A 15,605-nucleotide genomic window follows, 5' to 3' on the forward strand; every position below is an offset into this window, starting at 1 on the left:
AATCCAACAGTTCAAAACGTGTGGGTCTTGCGGTCCGAGTTGAGCATGCCGCCCAGGTGTTCCTCGATTCGACGGTGTGTCACACCCTTGTCGGACTTGTTGAACTGTACGCCGACGCCACGCAGTCGGTTGCCCTGCGCCCTCGGCGGTGTGATCCACACCACCGTGCACGGGGTCGGCAGGCGGTCAGAGTCGTCCAGCAACGACAACAACAGGAAGACCTGGTCTCCGAGCTTGTAGGACTTGTCGGTAGGGATAAACAGCCCGCCGTTGGTCACGAAGGGCATGTAAGCGGCGTACAGCGCCGGTTTTTCCTTGATTGCCAAGGTCAGCATGCCCTGCCCGGCCATGTTCCCTCCCGTGACGGTGTCTGGACTAGCGAGTATCCCCTATCCCGCGTGGCGCGCGCCACCCCCTTGGGGCATCCTGTCAGCGTCGCCCCAGCGCAAGCGCGATGGTCTCGCTGCGAAGCGCCGGATTCAGGTTTGCGCCACTCTGGCGTTGCCACTCCAGTGACTGCTGCGCCAGCCAGGCGAGACGACGCGCGCCGCGCGCGCGTGCGAAGTCCAGCAGGCGGTCGCGCGGAAATTGCTCGCCAAAGGTATCCAGTTGCCCCGCAAGCAGCAGGCGCTGCGCCGATAACAGCAAGGCCTGCAGGCGCGGGAGCAAGCGTTCCGGAACGCTGCGCTGCAGGGCGGCAGCACTAGAATGCAGATCTGCCGCATTCAGGAGCCCAGTCAGGATCTGACGATCGGTCTCCCAGGCCTCCAGCGCCGCGGAATCCGTCAGGATCTCCCGCGCCAGCAGCGGACGATTGAGGCTCGCAGCGTAGGCTTCAGCCACCCGTTCATGCTGATCGGTTTCAGCCGCAAGCCACTCGTGGACCTGTTCTATCGAAGGACTGACGACATCGACTTGCTGGCAACGGCTGCGAATGGTTGCGGGCAGACTGGCGGGACGCGCGGCCTCGAGAAACAGCGTAGCCCCGGCGGGCGGTTCTTCCAGTGTCTTCAGCAGGGCGTTGGCCGCGTTCACGTTCAGTGCGTCGGCTGGACGGATAATCAGCGCGCGCAGTGCCCCGCCCGAGCCGCTCAGGGTGAGGAATTCCGTGGCGTCGCGTACGGCATCGACCAGGATGTCCTTGCCGGGCTCGGCGGGCTCCAGCAACCGTACCTCCGGGTGCACGCCGCCCTCCAGGCTGCGACAGGCGTTGCACTCGCCGCAGGCGGGTTCATTACCGGATGCCCGTTGGCACAGCAGACTCTGGACAACGCTGGTCGTCAACAGCGTCTTGCCCAGCCCCGGGCTTCCGGTGATCAGAATCCCGCTGGGCAAGCGCCCGTCCCGCCCGCGCCGCACGAGGCGCTTCCGGATGGGTTCCAGCCAGGGCGGTTGGATCGGCATCAGACGCCCCGGGGCATGGTCTTGGTTTGCCACTCGTCCAGCGCCCGACGGACCGAGTCGGCCACCTGTTCAGGGGTGCCGTGGCCATCAATGACCCGATAGTGTTCAGGATAGGCCCGCGCCCGTTCCAGATAGGCCTCGCGTACCCGTGCGAAGAACTCCAGGGCCTCCCGCTCTATGCGGTCTCGTCGGCCCCGCTGCACGGCGCGTTCCAGCCCGGTGGCCGGATCGATATCCAGCAACAGGACCAGGTCGGGCCGCAGATCGCCCTGCACCCAGTCTTCCAGCCGGGCCACGCGCTCCGCCCCTAGCCCGCGTCCGGCACCCTGATAGGCAAAGCTGGCATCAGTGAAGCGATCACTGACCACCCAGCGGCCCGCCGCGAGTGCAGGCCGGATCACCGAGGCGAGATGTTGCGCCCGGGCGGCAAACATCAACAGCAGCTCTGCCTCCGGACACATGCCGGGAAGGTCGGGATCGAGCAGCAACCCCCGCAACCGCTCGCCCAGCGCCGTACCCCCCGGTTCCCGCGTGCATTCAGGCTCGATGCCCGTCGCGCGCAGGCTCTCCACCACCGTGGCGAGCTGCGTGGATTTGCCCGAGCCTTCGATGCCTTCCAGGACCACGAAGCGGGCATCGCTGGATGCGTCGGCCGTCATTGTCGGTTCCGGATGCCATAGCGAGTACCATCGCCCCCGAGTTGATAGCGAATCACGGCCTGGCGATGCTCACGATACGTCTCGGAGAAGTGGTGCGTGCCATCGCCCCTGGAGACGAAGAACAGGTCGTTCGTCTCGGCCGGCCGCGCAGCCGCCTCGATCGCCGCTCGTCCCGGCAAGGCGATCGGGGTCGGCGGCAGCCCGGCTCGAGTGTAGGTGTTGTAGGGGTGATCGCGCTGGAGCTCGGCGCGGGTCAGCCGCTGCACGCCAGGTTCCTGCACATAGAGCAGCGTCGGGTCGGTCTGCAACAGCATGCCACGGCGGAGCCGGTTCACGAACACGCCCGCAACCCGGTCACGCTCCTCGCCGCGCCCGGTCTCGCGTTCGATGATCGAGGCCAGGATCAGGAGTTCGTACGGTGACTCGACCGGGTGGCCCTCGGTACGCGACTCCCAGGCGGAGTGCAGTGTGGCATCCATCGCGCGATGCGCACGCCGCAGCACATCCAGGGCATCGGTTCCGGAGCCAAAGAAGTAGGTGTCCGGCAAGAACCAGCCTTCGGGATGCTCCAGTTCCTCAAGTCCCAATGCATCCAGCAGGTTATCGACCCCGACGGACTCCGCTGGCCCTTCGATCTCGGGGTGCTGGCGCAAGGCACGCAAGGCCTGAGCAACCGTCCAGCCTTCCGGGACGGTCAATCGATGCTGTACCACCTCTCCACGCGCCATGGCGTGCAACAGGCTGCGCGGTGTCGCACCGGCGTCGACCGCGTACTCGCCCGCCTGTAGCCGCGGCGCCAGTCCCTGGCGCCTCCCGTACAGCTCGACCATCCAGGCTTGCTCGACCCAGCCGCGCCGTTCGAATTCCTTGCTCACCTGACGCAGCCCCTGCCCCCGCTCAAGCTGGAACCGCTCGGTCTGGTCGAGCGCCAGTGGCTGGTTGAGATCCTGGTGATAGCGATCGGCCAACCACCAGCCTCCAGCCATCACGCCGACCAGCACCATTCCGATTATCCAACCACTAATCCGCTTCATGGAGCGCCATACTCAGAACCCGAACCGGGTCATCCTGCCATGCCGTACTCGGCGTGTCCGTTTCGATCAGCCGGGCTGGGTATAATCCCAGCCGCGCATTGCTGACATAAAGCCCGTCCACCTGGCCCAGTGCCTGCGGTTCCGCGCTCTGCTCGTGCACGGCCAAGCCGCAGGCAGCTGCATGGTCGAATACCCAGGCCCTGCGCGTACCCGCGATTCCCGCCTGGTCCACCGGGGGGGTGAACAGGTCCAACCCCTGACGCCACCACAGATTGCCTTGCGTGGCGCTCACCAGCCGCCCCTGCGTATCGCAAACGACGGCCTCGTCCCAGCCGGACTCCCAGCCTTGCCGGATTACCACCTGCTCCAGGCGGCTCGTGTGCTTGAGCCCTGCCAGCGCGGGCTGAATCGCCATCGCAACACGCGACCAGCCCATGCGCAACGGAACCGGGTCGCTACCAGTCGATGGAGTCAGCAGGGCGCCGCCGGAGACAATCCGGGTCATCGCTATCGCGTCGGGCGGCGCATAACCGCGCGGTCCCTGCCCGCGGGTAATGGTAATTCGCGCCACACAGCGCCCTTCCGGTGCGACCTGCTGCAGTTCTTCGCGCAGCAGCGCTTCGTCGGCGGGCGGAAAGCCAAGTCGTTTCAGGCCCCGCTCAAGGCGGGCGACATGATAACGCCACAGGCGTGGCTGACCAGCCTCCATCATGATCGTCTCGAACAGACCATCGCCCAGCAACAGACCCCGATCGTCACCCGGCACGCAGCTCTCGACGCCATTGACCAGGATCACGCCTGTTTCTCCAATGCATCCAGTAGACCATGGGCCTTGTGGCGGGTCTCGGCGAGTTCGCGATCGGGGTCCGAGTCCGCCACGATGCCCGCGCCCGCGCGAAAGCGCAGTTCGTTGCCGCGCAGCACCAGGGTGCGGATCAGGATGTTGGTATCCATGCGCCCATGCCGGCTCACATAGCCACAGGACCCGGTGTACGCCCCTCGGGGCGCGCCACCCTCGAGCTCCTGGATGATCTGCATGCTGCGTATCTTGGGGCACCCGGTAATGGTCCCGCCCGGAAACACGGCTCGCAGCACATCGCCCGCGCGCGTCCCGGGCTTTAACCGTCCCACGATACTCGACACGATATGATGAACCCGCCGGTAGCTCTCGACGGTCATCAGTTCGGCCACCCGCACGCTCCCGGCCGCGGCCACCCGCCCGATATCGTTGCGCTCCAGATCAACCAGCATCACGTGCTCAGACCGTTCCTTAATATTCCCGCGTAGTTCACTAAAAAGACGAGAATCTTTATCCGCATTGTCGTCCCGGCGGCGCGTGCCGGCGATGGGCCGCGTCTCAACCTCGCCACCGTTCACAGATACCAGACGCTCGGGCGATGAGCTAATCACCTGGCCCTCGGGAAACTGTAGCCAGGCGGCGAACGGTGCGGCATTCGCGCGCCGCAGGCGCGCGTACAACGAAGCCCCGTCGAGTGCCTCTAGGCTGGAGGCCTTCCACTCGCGCGACAGATTCACCTGAAAGGTATCGCCCGCGCGAATGTACTCGAGTCCCTGCTTCACCGCCTCGCGATAGCGCTCGGGCTTCTCCTCGTCGATCACGAGCTCCGGCAAGGCGCCTGGCCCCAGTACATCCCCCCGGCACCGCTCGACATCTGCCCGCATGTCCACGAGGGCGTCTGCCCCCTCCTCGCTCACCAGAAAGGTCTGATCGTCGTGATGATCCACAATGATGGCGGCGGGAAAGCGGATGGCACGGGCGGTGGGCAACCAGGGATCCGCGTGGCAGCGGCCCAGGGCGGGTTCCAGGTCCCATGCCCATTCATACCCTAAATAGAGAAACCAGCCGCCGAGAAAAGGCAGATGGTCATAACCCGGCTCGATTTCAGTGGAGGCCCTTGAATCGCTCAGGTCCTGATCGAGCACGGACAACAGATCGTCATTCGCTCGGGCATCGACCGTTACACCGGGAAAAGCAAACAGGATCGAATAACGAGCCGGCGCCTGACCAATCAGGGCCGACTCGAGCAGGTGGGGATAGCGCTCCGGGAAGCGCCGGGCCAGGGGCGCCAGATCGATCCCGCGCCCCAGCCGTTCGACAGCCATATGCTGGCGAGCTAGAGGGTGCGGAACACCAGGGTGCCGTTCGTGCCCCCAAAACCGAAGGAGTTCGACAGGCCCACCTTCGTGTTCATCTCGCGTGCCTCATTGGCCACATAATCCAGATCGCAGCCTTCACCCGGATTTTCGAGATTGATCGTCGGCGGAGAGATCTGATCGCGCAGCGCCAGCGCCGTGAACACACCCTCGATGCCACCTGCCGCACCCAGCAGGTGCCCGGTCATCGACTTGGTGGAATTCACCAGCAGCTTGTAGGCGTGATCACCAAAGGCCTTCTTCAGCCCCTGCGTTTCCGCGAGATCGCCCGCGGGAGTGGACGTACCATGGGCATTGATGTAGCCCACCTCTTCCGGGTTCACTCCGGCATCGTTCAGCGCACGAAGCATGCACTTGGCCGCACCCGCTCCATCCTGAGAAGGCTGGGTCATGTGGTAGGCATCGGCATTCCATGCAAAGCCGGCGACTTCGCAGTAGATATGGGCCCCGCGCGCCTTGGCGTGCTCGTATTCCTCGAGCATCATCACGCCGGCACCGTCACTGAGTACAAAGCCGTCGCGATCCTGATCCCAGGGGCGCGAGGCCCGCTCGGGATCGTCATTCCGGGTCGACAGCGCGCGCGCCGCCGCAAAGCCGCCGATCCCCAGTGGAGTCGTGGCCATCTCGGCACCGCCGGCCACCATCGCATCCGCATCGCCATAGGCGATCATGCGGGCCGCGTCGCCAATGTTGTGCGTCGCGGTCGCGCAGGCCGACACGATCGAGATGTTCGGACCTTGCAGGTTGCGCATGATGGAGAGATTACCCGCCACCATGTTGATGATTGCACTGGGCACGAAGAAGGGCGAAATCTTGCGTGCGCCGCCCTTGAGGTAAGCGGCATAGGACCGTTCGATATACGGCAGGCCGCCAATCCCGGACCCAATCGCGACCCCGATGCGGTCCGCGTTTTCCTCGGTGACTTCCAGACCCGAGTCGTCCAGCGCCTGAATCCCGGCGGCCAGACCGTAGAGGACGAACGTGTCCATCTTCTTCTGGTCTTTCGTCGGGACATACTCATTGGCGTCGAAGTCCCGCACGGCTCCGGAAATCTTGACCGGCATCTCCGATGCATCGAATACGTCGATGGGAGAAATGCCGCTCTTGCCGGCCTTGATGTTGGACCAGGCCTTGTCGATGGTAGAGCCGACCGGGGACACAATGCCCAGTCCGGTAATCACGACACGTCGCTTAGCCAATGATGTTCTCCTCGGAAAGACTGAAATACGCGCTCAACGAAACGACGAAGGGCCACTCTGCTCGCAGAGAGGCCCGTCCGCGTCCTGTTCGAGCGCCCAGGGGGCGCCCAATCAGTCCTTCATGTGCTCGTTGATGTAGTCGATCGCCTGCTGCACGGTGGTGATCTTTTCCGCCTGCTCGTCCGGGATTTCCGTCTCGAATTCTTCTTCGAGCGCCATCACCAGTTCCACGGTGTCCAGCGAGTCGGCACCCAGGTCGTCGACAAAGGCGGCACTGTTGGTGACGTCCTCTTCCTTGACGCCCAGCTGCTCGACAACGATCTTCTTGACGCGTTCTTCAATGCTACTCATGGTTCAGAAATCCCCTTCCAATTGAGGCGGCTTCGTTTGAAGGTTCGCCATTCTAGAGAAAAGCCCGGCTGCGTTCCAGGGAGACGCGAACCGCTCGGGCCTGCGCGGGACCTCGGGCCCCGCGGGTTGATCAGTGCATGAACATCCCGCCGTTCACATGCAGTGTTTCGCCGGTGATGTAGCCGGCCTCCTCGGAGGCCAGGAAGCCCACGGCAGCCGCGATCTCTTCCGGCGCGCCCAAGCGCCCCAGCGGGATCTGGCCCAGCAGGTGTTCCTTGGTCTCGTCCCCGAGCTCGCGGGTCATATCGGTATCAATGAAACCCGGGGCGACCGTATTAACGGTGATATTCCGGCTACCCACCTCGCGTGCCAGAGACCGCGCGAAACCCGCGAGCCCGGCCTTGGCCGCCGCGTAGTTCGTTTGACCGGCATTGCCAGCGGAGCCGACCACGGAGCCGATCAGGATGATGCGGCCACGACGCAGCTTCATCATGCCCTTCAGCAGGCGCTGCGTCAGTCGGGCAGCAGCGGACAGGTTCGTGTTAATGATCGCATCCCACTCCTCGTCCTTCATCCGCATGAACAGGTTGTCGCGGGTAATGCCGGCATTGTTCACCAGCACCTCCACCGGTCCTTCCTGCTCCTGGATGCTGGCGAGCCCGGCCGCGACCGAATCCGCGTCGGTCACATCCATGGCAATGCCTCGCCCGTTCCACTCGGACAGCGCCTCTGTAATGCGCTGGGCGCCGGATTCGCTGGTCGCGGTGCCCACGACCTGCAGGCCCTGGTCCGCAAGACGGCGGGCAATGGCCGCGCCAATGCCGCGGCTGGCCCCGGTCACCAGGGCCACTCGTTTGTTATCGGACATCATTCGCCTTCTGTGTTTGGACGTACTGGGAATCGAATGTAGTGGATCAGCCGGCTGCCAGCCGGTTCACGGTGGCGTCCAGGGTATCGCGATCGGCCACATCGAACAGTTCCAGCCCGCGATCGATCCGCTTGGCCAGGCCGGTGAGCACGCGTCCCGGTCCGCATTCCACCTGTACCGCAACACCCTGGCCGCGAAGCCCCTGGATGGTCTCCACCCAGCGCACCGGCCGGTAGAGCTGCGCGGACAGATTGGCCTTGATCGCCTCGGCCGTCTCGGCGGGCGCCGCAGTCACATTCTGCCAAACGGGGATTTCCGGGGCCGCAAAGCTCGTCGTGTCGAGAACCGACTGCAGGCGTTCGGCGGCCGGCCGCATCAGCGCGCAATGCGACGGCACGGACACGGGCAGCTTGAGCGCCCGCTTGGCCCCGGCGTCCTTCGCCGCACCAACCGCCCGGTCGACCGCCACGGCCGCGCCTGCGATCACCACCTGCCCGGGGGCATTCAGGTTGACGGCCTCAAGGACCTCGCCACTCGCGTTCTCCGCACAGAGTTGTTCGACCGCGGCATCGTCGAGACCGAGGATCGCAGCCATTGCGCCCTCGCCCTCGGGCACGGCAGCCTGCATGGCCCGAGCCCGTTCGGCCACCAGTCGCACCGCATCGGGGAACCGCAGCACGCCCGCCGCGACCAGCGCGCTGTACTCGCCCAGGCTGTGGCCCGCCACCGCGGCGGGACGCGCGTCCGTCTGCTGCGTCAGCAACCGCCAGGTGGCCACGCCGGCCGCGAGCATCACCGGCTGGGTCCATTCGGTCTGGTTCAGTTGCTCGACCGGACCGTGCTGGCACAGGCTCCACAGATCGGCATCCAGGCAGTCCGAAGCCTCCTGAAAGGTATCGCGTACGACCGCGTGGTCGTCGCCCAGATCAGTGAGCATGCCGGTGGACTGGGAGCCCTGCCCCGGAAAGACTGCGGCCCAGGTAGTGGTCATTCGCTATTCGTCTCGCGCGTAAAAAGCGGGCGTAGTGTAGGCCCAAGGGAAACACTGATCAATGTACACGCCCGCCATCCTCCGCGAATGGCGGGCACCCGGCCACCCGTACCCGGCAGCTGTCACGCGGAAAACCCCGTGTTGACTTGTGTTCGCGCGTGGCATCCGGATAATGTCGCCACCGAATTCAATACGCGAGGAACTGCATGGCGAAGGAAGACGAAATCGAGCTGGAAGGAACGGTGGTGGAGACCCTGCCGAATACGACGTTCCGGGTAGAGCTCGAAAACGGGCACACCATCACCGCCCATATCTCCGGCAAGATGCGCAAGCACTACATCCGCATCCTGCGTGGCGACAAGGTGATCGTGCAGATGACCCCCTACGACCTGACCAAGGGCCGTATCGTCTACCGCAACAAGTAGTTCCGCCCCCGGGGGCCGGTCCACTCCCAAGACCAAAGGGCCCATCCCCGAATGACGAAGCCCCGGCTGGACCGGGGCTTCGTGGTTTCTGCAGGCCGGGATGCGGCTCAGGAGACCGCCGGCTCGCGGATATCGAGCTCCAGCCCGGATTCGCCCACCCGGACCACGACCTCGCCCCCCTGCGCCAGACGCCCGAACAGCAACTCGTCGGCCAGCGGCTTCTTGATGTGCTCCTGCAGCGTGCGCGCCATCGGACGTGCGCCCATCTTGACGTCGTAGCCATGCTCGGCCAGCCAGGCGCGGGCATCCGGTTCCACCGTCAGATGCACTTTCTTCTCGTCCAGCTGGGCCTGGAGCTGCGTCAGGAACTTGTCCACGACATTGAGGATGGTCGCCTCGTCCAGCGGGCCGAACTGGATGGTGGCATCCAGGCGGTTGCGGAACTCCGGCGTGAAGGTCCGCTTGATCGCCTCGGTGGAATCGCTGGAGTGATCCTGCTGGGTAAAGCCCACCGAGGGCCGGCTGGCCTGCTCCGCGCCCGCGTTCGTCGTCATCACCAGGATCACGTTGCGGAAGTCCACCTCGCGGCCATTGGCGTCCGTCAGCGTGCCGTGGTCCATTACCTGCAGCAGCACATTGAAGACATCCGGATGGGCCTTCTCGATCTCGTCCAGCAGCAGCACCGAGTGCGGATGCTTGAGGATCGCATCCGTCAGCAGCCCGCCCTCGTCGTAGCCGACATAGCCGGGCGGCGCCCCGATCAGGCGCGAGACCGTGTGACGTTCCATGTACTCGGACATGTCGAAGCGCGCCAGATGAATCCCCAGCTGCTGCGCCAGCTGACGCGTGACCTCGGTCTTCCCGACCCCGGTCGGCCCGGCGAACAGGAACGACCCGATCGGCTTGTCCATGTCACCCAGGCCGGAACGTGCCATCTTGATCGAGGTGGCGAGCGTCCCGATCGCCTCGTCCTGGCCGAAGACGGTCATCTTCAGGTTGCGTTCGAGGTTGCGCAGCGTCTCCTTGTCGGAGCTGGAGACCGATTTCGGCGGGATGCGCGCGATCTTGGCCACGATCGTCTCGATGTCCTGCACGCCAATGGTTTTCTTGCGCTGACTCATCGGCAGCAGCTGCCGGCTGGCGCCGGCTTCGTCGATCAGGTCGATCGCCTTGTCCGGAAGGAACCGGTCGGTGATGTAGCGATCCGCCAATTCCGCCGCGGCGCGCAGCGCCGGGCGCGTGAAGCGGACATTGTGGTGTGCCTCGAAACGCGACTTCAGCCCCCGCAGGATTTGCTCGGTCTCGTCCACGGTCGGCTCCGGCACCTCGATTTTCTGGAAGCGCCGGGCCAGGGCGCGGTCTTTCTCGAAGATGCCGCGATATTCCTGATAAGTCGTCGAGCCGATGCACTTGAGCTCGCCCGAGGCGAGCATCGGCTTGATCAGGTTGGACGCGTCCATCACCCCGCCGGAGGCGGCGCCCGCCCCGATGATGGTGTGGATTTCGTCGATGAACAGCACCGCGCCGGGCTCCTTCTTCAGCTGCGCCAGCACGCCCTTCAGACGCTTTTCGAAATCACCGCGATACTTGGTTCCGGCCACCAGCGCGCCCAGATCGAGTGCGTAGACGGTCGCGGATTCGATGGCCTCGGGCACCTGCTCGTCGACGATACGGCGGGCCAGGCCCTCGGCGATTGCGGTTTTGCCGACACCGGCCTCGCCCACCAGCAGCGGGTTGTTCTTGCGCCGGCGGCAGAGGATCTGGATGGTCCGCTCGATCTCGTGGTCGCGTCCGATCAGCGGGTCGATTTCGTCCTTGCGCGCCTTCTCGTTGAGATTGGTCGCGTACAGATGCAGCGCGTTGGTCTTTTCCTCGCGCTCGCCCTCCACCGGCTCCGGCTGCGGATCGTTTGGATTCTGCTGTCCCCCCAGTTCGTCTTCTCCAACCTTGGAGATGCCGTGAGAGATGAAATTCACCACGTCCAGGCGGCTGATGTTCTGCTGCCCGAGCACGTAAAGCGCCTGGCTGTCCTGTTCGCCGAACAGTGCGACGAGCACGTTCGCCCCGGAGACCTCCTTGCGGCCGCTGGACTGCACATGAAAGACCGCCCGTTGCAGGACCCGCTGGAATCCCAGGGTCGGCTGCGTCTCGCGTGAGTCATTCGGCGGGATGCGCGGGGTGTTCTCGTCGATGTATACCTCGAGCTCGTCGCGGATGCGGTCGAGATCGCCCCCACAGGCGCGCAACACCGTCGCGGCACTGGGGTTCTGCGCCAGCGCCATCAGGAGGTGCTCCACGGTCACGAACTCGTGGCGCTTCTCCCGGGCTTCCTTGAAGACCATGTTCAGGCTGAATTCGAGTTCCTTGTCGAGCATGGGAGTCAGACCTCCTCCATCGAGCAAAGCAGTGGATGCTGGTGGCTACGGGCGTAATCGTTCACCTGTGCCACCTTCGTCTCGGCCACGTCCCGGGTATAGATGCCGCATATTCCCTTGCCGCGTGTATGCACGTGCAGCATCACCTGGGTGGCCTTTTCGCGATCCATACTGAAGAAGGTCTCCAGCACCTCGACCACGAACTCCATAGGCGTGAAGTCGTCGTTGAGCAGCACCACCTTGTACTGCCGCGGTGGCTTGAGCTCCGGCCTCGATTCTTCGACCGCGGTATTGCTGTCGTGATCGGGGATCTGGGGCTTTTTCTCACTCATCGGTCGAACTCACGCTTTCAGCGGTTTGGTCATGCCAGTTCGGCCATCCAGGGAAACACTGATCCAATGTCTCCCTGGCTCCTTAGGCCATGTTCATGGTCGTTCGGTTCCGGGCTCGGGCCAAGTGCCCGCACCCGCTGTCATTACATGTGCTTGATCAGGGCCTCGCCAAAGGCCGAGCAGCTCACCGGCTCGACGTTGTCCATCAACCGGGCGAAGTCATAGGTCACCTCGCCCGCGCTGATTGCGCCGCCCATGCCCTTCACGACCCGATCGGCCGCCTCGGACCAGCCCAGGTGACGCAACATCATCTCGGCCGACAGGATCAGCGAGCCCGGATTGACCTTGTCCTGACCGGCATACTTCGGGGCGGTCCCGTGGGTCGCCTCGAACATCGCCGTGGTATCGGAAAGGTTGGCGCCGGGTGCGATACCGATACCCCCGACCTGCGCAGCCAGTGCATCGGAGATGTAGTCGCCGTTCAGGTTCAGCGTGGCGATCACCGAATAGTCTTCTGGCCGCAACAGGATCTGCTGCAGGAAGGCATCCGCGATCACGTCCTTGATCACGATCTCGCGGCCGGTCTTCGGGTTCTTGAAGGTCTGCCACGGGCCACCGTCCAGATCCTTCGCGCCGAACTCCTCGCGCGCCAGCTCGTAGCCCCAGGCCTTGAAGGAGCCCTCGGTGAATTTCATGATGTTACCCTTGTGCACCAGCGTCACCGAGGGGCGGTCGTTGTCGATCGCGTACTCGATGGCCTTGCGCACCAGGCGCTTGGTGCCCTCGCTGGAGACCGGCTTCACGCCGATGCCGGCGGTATCCGGGAAACGGATCTGGGTCACGCCCATCTCGTTTTGCAGGAAGTCGATGACCTTCTTCACCTCCGGCGTGCCGGATTCGAACTCGATGCCGGCGTAGATGTCCTCCGAGTTCTCGCGGAAGATCACCATGTCGGTCTTTTCCGGCTCTTTCAACGGGCTCGGGGTGCCGTCGTAATAGCGCACCGGGCGCAGGCAGACGAACAAGTCCAGCTTTTGGCGCAGCGCAACGTTCAGGGATCGGAACCCGCCGCCCACCGGGGTCGTCAGCGGTCCCTTGATGGACACGCGATAGTCCTTGACCGCCTCCAGGGTTTCTTCCGGCAGCCCGGAGTTGTCGTCATAGACCTGCGTGGCCTTTTCGCCCGCATAGACCTCCATCCATTCGATCGCCTTCTGGCCACCGTAGGCCTTTTCCACAGCCGCATCGGTCACCCGGCGCATGACCGGCGTGATGTCCACACCGATCCCGTCCCCTTCGATAAAGGGGATGATCGGGCGGTCTGGCACCACCAGCTTGCCCTGCTCGTCGACGGTGATGCGCTCGCCCTTTTCCGGGACCTGAATGTGCTGATAGGCCATGCAAACTCCTTGTGCGTAAGAATCGAAATCGTTCTCCGGGATTATACATACCCATCCGTCCCCGCCGAGGGGAACGTGGTCTGCAAAACGCCAGCGCGGCGGGCCGCTGCGTTATCATTCGCGGCATGACTGAACGCCTGCCCTGCCATATCACCGTCGCCGCCGTCATCGAGCGGGACGGGCGCTTCCTGTTCGTCGAGGAGACCGACGACGGCCGCCATGTACTGAACCAGCCGGCCGGCCATCTCGATGCCGAGGAGGACCTGGTCGAAGCGGTGATCCGTGAGGTCCACGAGGAGACCTGTCTGGACTTCCAGCCGGAGGCCCTGCTCGGCTGCGACCTGCTCGCGCTCGCCAATGGCGCGGTAACGCTGCGCGTCGCGTTCTGCGGCACGGCAAGCGACCCCAGCCATCCGCCGGCCCGCGATCCCGCCATCCATGCCCTCCACTGGCTGACCCCGGACGAGGCGCGTCGCGGCTGGCCGCTGCGCAGCCCGCTGGTCCTGCGCACCATCCGCCGCTATCAGGATGGCATGCGCCTGCCGCTGGCGGCGGCCGGCTCGCTGGTTCATGCGGAGGGGCCGTGAGCGGCCCCGAGCGGGTCATCGTGGGCCTGTCGGGCGGGGTGGACTCGGCCGTGGCGGCCAGCCGCCTGCTGGAGGCCGGCTATCGCGTCGAAGGCCTGTTCATGAAGAACTGGGAGGATGACGACGACGCGGAGTACTGCGCCGCCGAGGCCGACTTTGAGATGGCCCGCGAGGTCGCGGCCTGTCTCGAGATCCCCCTGCACAAGGCGAACTTCGCCGAGGACTATCGCCAGCGAGTGTTTCGCCACTTCCTGCACGAATACGAGGCGGGCCGGACGCCGAATCCGGATATCCTGTGCAACCGGGAGATCAAGTTTCGCTCGTTCCTGGATCACGCCCGGCAGCTGGGCGCTCAGTGGATCGCCACCGGCCACTACGCCCGTGTGCGCCACCTCCCCGGCCACAGCGAGCTGTGCATGGCGGCGGATGCCAACAAGGATCAGACCTATTTCCTGCATACCCTGACGCAGGAGCAATTGCGCCCCGCGCTGTTCCCGCTGGGGGACATCCCCAAGGATCAGGTCCGGGCGCGTGCTCGCGAGCTGGGGCTGCCCAACCACGCCCGCAAGGATTCCACCGGCATCTGCTTCATCGGCGAGCGCCGCTTCCGCGATTTCCTGGCGCAATACCTGCGTGCGCCGGAGGGCGAGATGTGCACGCCTGAAGGTCAGGTCGTGGGGCACCACCAGGGCCTGATGTTCTACACCCTGGGACAGCGCCAGGGACTCGGCATTGGTGGGATCGACGGGTTTCCCGAGGCCCCCTGGTATGTGGTGGACAAGGATCTGGGGAGCAATCGGCTGATCGTCGCGCAGGACCCGCGGCATCCGCTGCTGATGAGCCCCGAGATCGAGACGGAGACGGTCCACTGGATTCATCGCCCGCCCGAGCCGGGGCGGCCGGTCATGGCGCGCCTGCGTCATCGCCAGCCCTTGCAACCCTGCCGACTGGAATCCGTCGATGGAGGCCGGGTACGTGTTCGCTTCGACGCCCCTCAGCGCGCGGCCACACCCGGTCAGTCGGCCGTTTTTTATAACGGCGACGTGTGCCTGGGTGGTGCCGTGATAGCCACCCGCCGCACACTGGCCAGTGAGTCAGAAGCCCCGGTTCCGGTATAGTAGGCGCGTTTTACGCATCCACCCACTCACGCCTGCTCCGGGAGCCCTCCCGCTTGGACCGTAACGACCACAACCGCACCCTGGCGCTGGCCGCCCTCTTCCAATGCGCGAGTCTGGTCAAGGACCTGGCCTGGCGCGGCAGCTGCGACGAATACGAATTCGAGATCCTGATTGGCAGCCTGTTCGCGTTCGACGCGGAGACGCCCGAGGATGTCTACCGCGGCGCTATTAGCTTGCGCCCGGGCCTGGAGCGGGTGCAGAGCCAGCTGCAAAATGGCGGCAAGCCACCGGATATGGAGATCACCCGCTACGCGGTGGGCCTGATTTTTCTGGAGCGCAAGCTGCAAAAACGCCCGGACATGCTGCAAAAGCTGGGCGACGGGCTGCAAGGTGCCCAGCGGCAGGTAGACTATTTCACCATCACGCACGAGAGCGTGATCGCCCGCCTGGCCGAGATTTACAAAGAGACCATCTCCGAGCTGGGCCCCCGTATCGTCGTCCAGGGCGAGCAGAATCATCTTTCCAATCCCGAGATCGCCGCGCGCGTGCGCGCCCTGCTGCTGGCAGGCATCCGTGCCGCCGTGCTCTGGCGCCAGGCGGGTGGATCTCGGTGGAAACTTCTTCTGGGCCGCAAGCGACTGATTCGCCAAGCGGACCATATCCTTCAACGACTGAACACCTGACAGC

17 protein-coding genes are annotated in these 15,605 nt (G+C 64.7%); 4 read left to right on the forward strand and 13 right to left on the reverse strand.

The window, feature by feature from the left end; all coding sequences use genetic code 11:
• Window positions 1–11: 11 nt before the first annotated feature.
• From TK90_RS06300 to fabD, 10 genes are all read right to left on the reverse strand, one after another.
• Entirely contained in the window at window positions 12–350 is a 339-nt protein-coding gene (locus TK90_RS06300) for a PilZ domain-containing protein (RefSeq protein WP_012982650.1), read from the reverse strand.
• Window positions 351–429: 79 nt separating this feature from the next.
• On the reverse strand, window positions 430–1,437 hold the full coding sequence (locus TK90_RS06305; RefSeq protein ID WP_210399560.1) for a DNA-directed DNA polymerase: 1,008 nt from the start codon (window positions 1,435–1,437) through the stop codon (window positions 430–432).
• Entirely contained in the window at window positions 1,404–2,063 is a 660-nt protein-coding gene (tmk, locus tag TK90_RS06310) for a dTMP kinase (RefSeq protein ID WP_012982652.1), read from the reverse strand. Before tmk ends, TK90_RS06305 begins: the two co-directional genes overlap by 34 nt.
• Complete coding sequence (gene mltG / locus TK90_RS06315) at window positions 2,060–3,097, reverse strand: endolytic transglycosylase MltG (protein WP_012982653.1); 1,038 nt, start codon at window positions 3,095–3,097, stop codon at window positions 2,060–2,062. Before mltG ends, tmk begins: the two co-directional genes overlap by 4 nt.
• Window positions 3,084–3,893: an aminodeoxychorismate lyase gene (gene pabC, locus TK90_RS06320; protein WP_012982654.1), complete on the reverse strand. Its 810-nt coding sequence runs from the start codon at window positions 3,891–3,893 to the stop codon at window positions 3,084–3,086. The genes mltG and pabC overlap by 14 nt, the downstream gene beginning before the upstream one ends.
• Entirely contained in the window at window positions 3,890–5,221 is a 1,332-nt protein-coding gene (locus TK90_RS06325; RefSeq protein WP_012982655.1) for an aminodeoxychorismate synthase component I, read from the reverse strand. Before TK90_RS06325 ends, pabC begins: the two co-directional genes overlap by 4 nt.
• A gap of 11 nt (window positions 5,222–5,232) precedes the next feature.
• Window positions 5,233–6,453 carry a beta-ketoacyl-ACP synthase II gene (gene fabF / locus TK90_RS06330; RefSeq protein WP_041444223.1) on the reverse strand — a complete coding sequence of 407 codons (1,221 nt, stop codon included), beginning with the start codon at window positions 6,451–6,453 and terminating at the stop codon, window positions 5,233–5,235.
• Between the two features lie 129 nt (window positions 6,454–6,582).
• The gene (gene acpP / locus TK90_RS06335; protein ID WP_012982657.1) at window positions 6,583–6,822 is read right to left on the reverse strand and encodes an acyl carrier protein; all 240 of its coding nucleotides are present in this window, start codon (window positions 6,820–6,822) and stop codon (window positions 6,583–6,585) included.
• Window positions 6,823–6,952: 130 nt separating this feature from the next.
• Complete coding sequence (gene fabG / locus TK90_RS06340) at window positions 6,953–7,690, reverse strand: 3-oxoacyl-ACP reductase FabG (RefSeq protein ID WP_012982658.1); 738 nt, start codon at window positions 7,688–7,690, stop codon at window positions 6,953–6,955.
• Window positions 7,691–7,736: 46 nt separating this feature from the next.
• Entirely contained in the window at window positions 7,737–8,681 is a 945-nt protein-coding gene (gene fabD / locus TK90_RS06345; RefSeq protein ID WP_012982659.1) for an ACP S-malonyltransferase, read from the reverse strand.
• A 206-nt stretch (window positions 8,682–8,887) separates the two neighbouring features.
• Between fabD and infA the strand changes: the two genes are divergently transcribed.
• Window positions 8,888–9,106: a translation initiation factor IF-1 gene (gene infA, locus TK90_RS06350; protein WP_012982660.1), complete on the forward strand. Its 219-nt coding sequence runs from the start codon at window positions 8,888–8,890 to the stop codon at window positions 9,104–9,106.
• Window positions 9,107–9,213: 107 nt separating this feature from the next.
• Here infA and clpA read toward each other — a convergent pair whose 3' ends face one another.
• The 3 genes from clpA to icd all read right to left on the reverse strand — a co-directional run bounded on the left by clpA (window position 9,214) and on the right by icd (window position 13,213).
• Window positions 9,214–11,481: an ATP-dependent Clp protease ATP-binding subunit ClpA gene (gene clpA, locus TK90_RS06355; protein WP_012982661.1), complete on the reverse strand. Its 2,268-nt coding sequence runs from the start codon at window positions 11,479–11,481 to the stop codon at window positions 9,214–9,216.
• Between the two features lie 5 nt (window positions 11,482–11,486).
• Window positions 11,487–11,813, reverse strand: coding sequence for an ATP-dependent Clp protease adapter ClpS (gene clpS, locus TK90_RS06360; protein ID WP_012982662.1), 327 nt, complete (start codon window positions 11,811–11,813; stop codon window positions 11,487–11,489).
• A gap of 143 nt (window positions 11,814–11,956) precedes the next feature.
• On the reverse strand, window positions 11,957–13,213 hold the full coding sequence (icd, locus tag TK90_RS06365) for an NADP-dependent isocitrate dehydrogenase (RefSeq protein ID WP_012982663.1): 1,257 nt from the start codon (window positions 13,211–13,213) through the stop codon (window positions 11,957–11,959).
• 125 nt (window positions 13,214–13,338) lie between these two features.
• On the opposite strand from icd, the gene TK90_RS06370 reads away from it, so the two are divergent.
• Genes TK90_RS06370 through hflD form a run of 3 tightly spaced genes read left to right on the forward strand, consistent with a single transcriptional unit; the run spans window position 13,339 to window position 15,601 of the window.
• Window positions 13,339–13,800 (forward strand): NUDIX hydrolase, encoded by a 462-nt coding sequence (locus TK90_RS06370; protein ID WP_012982664.1) that lies wholly within the window; start codon window positions 13,339–13,341, stop codon window positions 13,798–13,800.
• The gene (mnmA, locus tag TK90_RS06375) at window positions 13,797–14,918 is read left to right on the forward strand and encodes a tRNA 2-thiouridine(34) synthase MnmA (protein WP_012982665.1); all 1,122 of its coding nucleotides are present in this window, start codon (window positions 13,797–13,799) and stop codon (window positions 14,916–14,918) included. Before TK90_RS06370 ends, mnmA begins: the two co-directional genes overlap by 4 nt.
• A gap of 53 nt (window positions 14,919–14,971) precedes the next feature.
• Window positions 14,972–15,601, forward strand: a complete 630-nt coding sequence (hflD, locus tag TK90_RS06380) for a high frequency lysogenization protein HflD (protein ID WP_012982666.1) — start codon at window positions 14,972–14,974, stop codon at window positions 15,599–15,601.
• The last annotated feature ends 4 nt before the right edge of the window (window positions 15,602–15,605 follow it).

Source organism: Thioalkalivibrio sp. K90mix, from assembly GCF_000025545.1.
Taxonomy (GTDB): Bacteria; Pseudomonadota; Gammaproteobacteria; order Ectothiorhodospirales; family Ectothiorhodospiraceae; genus Thioalkalivibrio.

Bases quoted from the DNA above. Each gene is read 5' to 3' on its own strand.
- TK90_RS06300 (WP_012982650.1), bottom strand. From the start codon at position 350: ATGGCCGGGCAGGGCATGCTGACCTTGGCAATCAAGGAAAAACCGGCG.
- tmk (WP_012982652.1), bottom strand. From the start codon at position 2,063: ATGACGGCCGACGCATCCAGCGATGCCCGCTTCGTGGTCCTGGAAGGC.
- mltG (WP_012982653.1), bottom strand. From the start codon at position 3,097: ATGAAGCGGATTAGTGGTTGGATAATCGGAATGGTGCTGGTCGGCGTG.
- TK90_RS06325 (WP_012982655.1), bottom strand. From the start codon at position 5,221: ATGGCTGTCGAACGGCTGGGGCGCGGGATCGATCTGGCGCCCCTGGCC.
- acpP (WP_012982657.1), bottom strand. From the start codon at position 6,822: ATGAGTAGCATTGAAGAACGCGTCAAGAAGATCGTTGTCGAGCAGCTG.
- fabG (WP_012982658.1), bottom strand. From the start codon at position 7,690: ATGTCCGATAACAAACGAGTGGCCCTGGTGACCGGGGCCAGCCGCGGC.
- fabD (WP_012982659.1), bottom strand. From the start codon at position 8,681: ATGACCACTACCTGGGCCGCAGTCTTTCCGGGGCAGGGCTCCCAGTCC.
- infA (WP_012982660.1), top strand. From the start codon at position 8,888: ATGGCGAAGGAAGACGAAATCGAGCTGGAAGGAACGGTGGTGGAGACC.
- clpA (WP_012982661.1), bottom strand. From the start codon at position 11,481: ATGCTCGACAAGGAACTCGAATTCAGCCTGAACATGGTCTTCAAGGAA.
- clpS (WP_012982662.1), bottom strand. From the start codon at position 11,813: ATGAGTGAGAAAAAGCCCCAGATCCCCGATCACGACAGCAATACCGCG.
- icd (WP_012982663.1), bottom strand. From the start codon at position 13,213: ATGGCCTATCAGCACATTCAGGTCCCGGAAAAGGGCGAGCGCATCACC.
- TK90_RS06370 (WP_012982664.1), top strand. From the start codon at position 13,339: ATGACTGAACGCCTGCCCTGCCATATCACCGTCGCCGCCGTCATCGAG.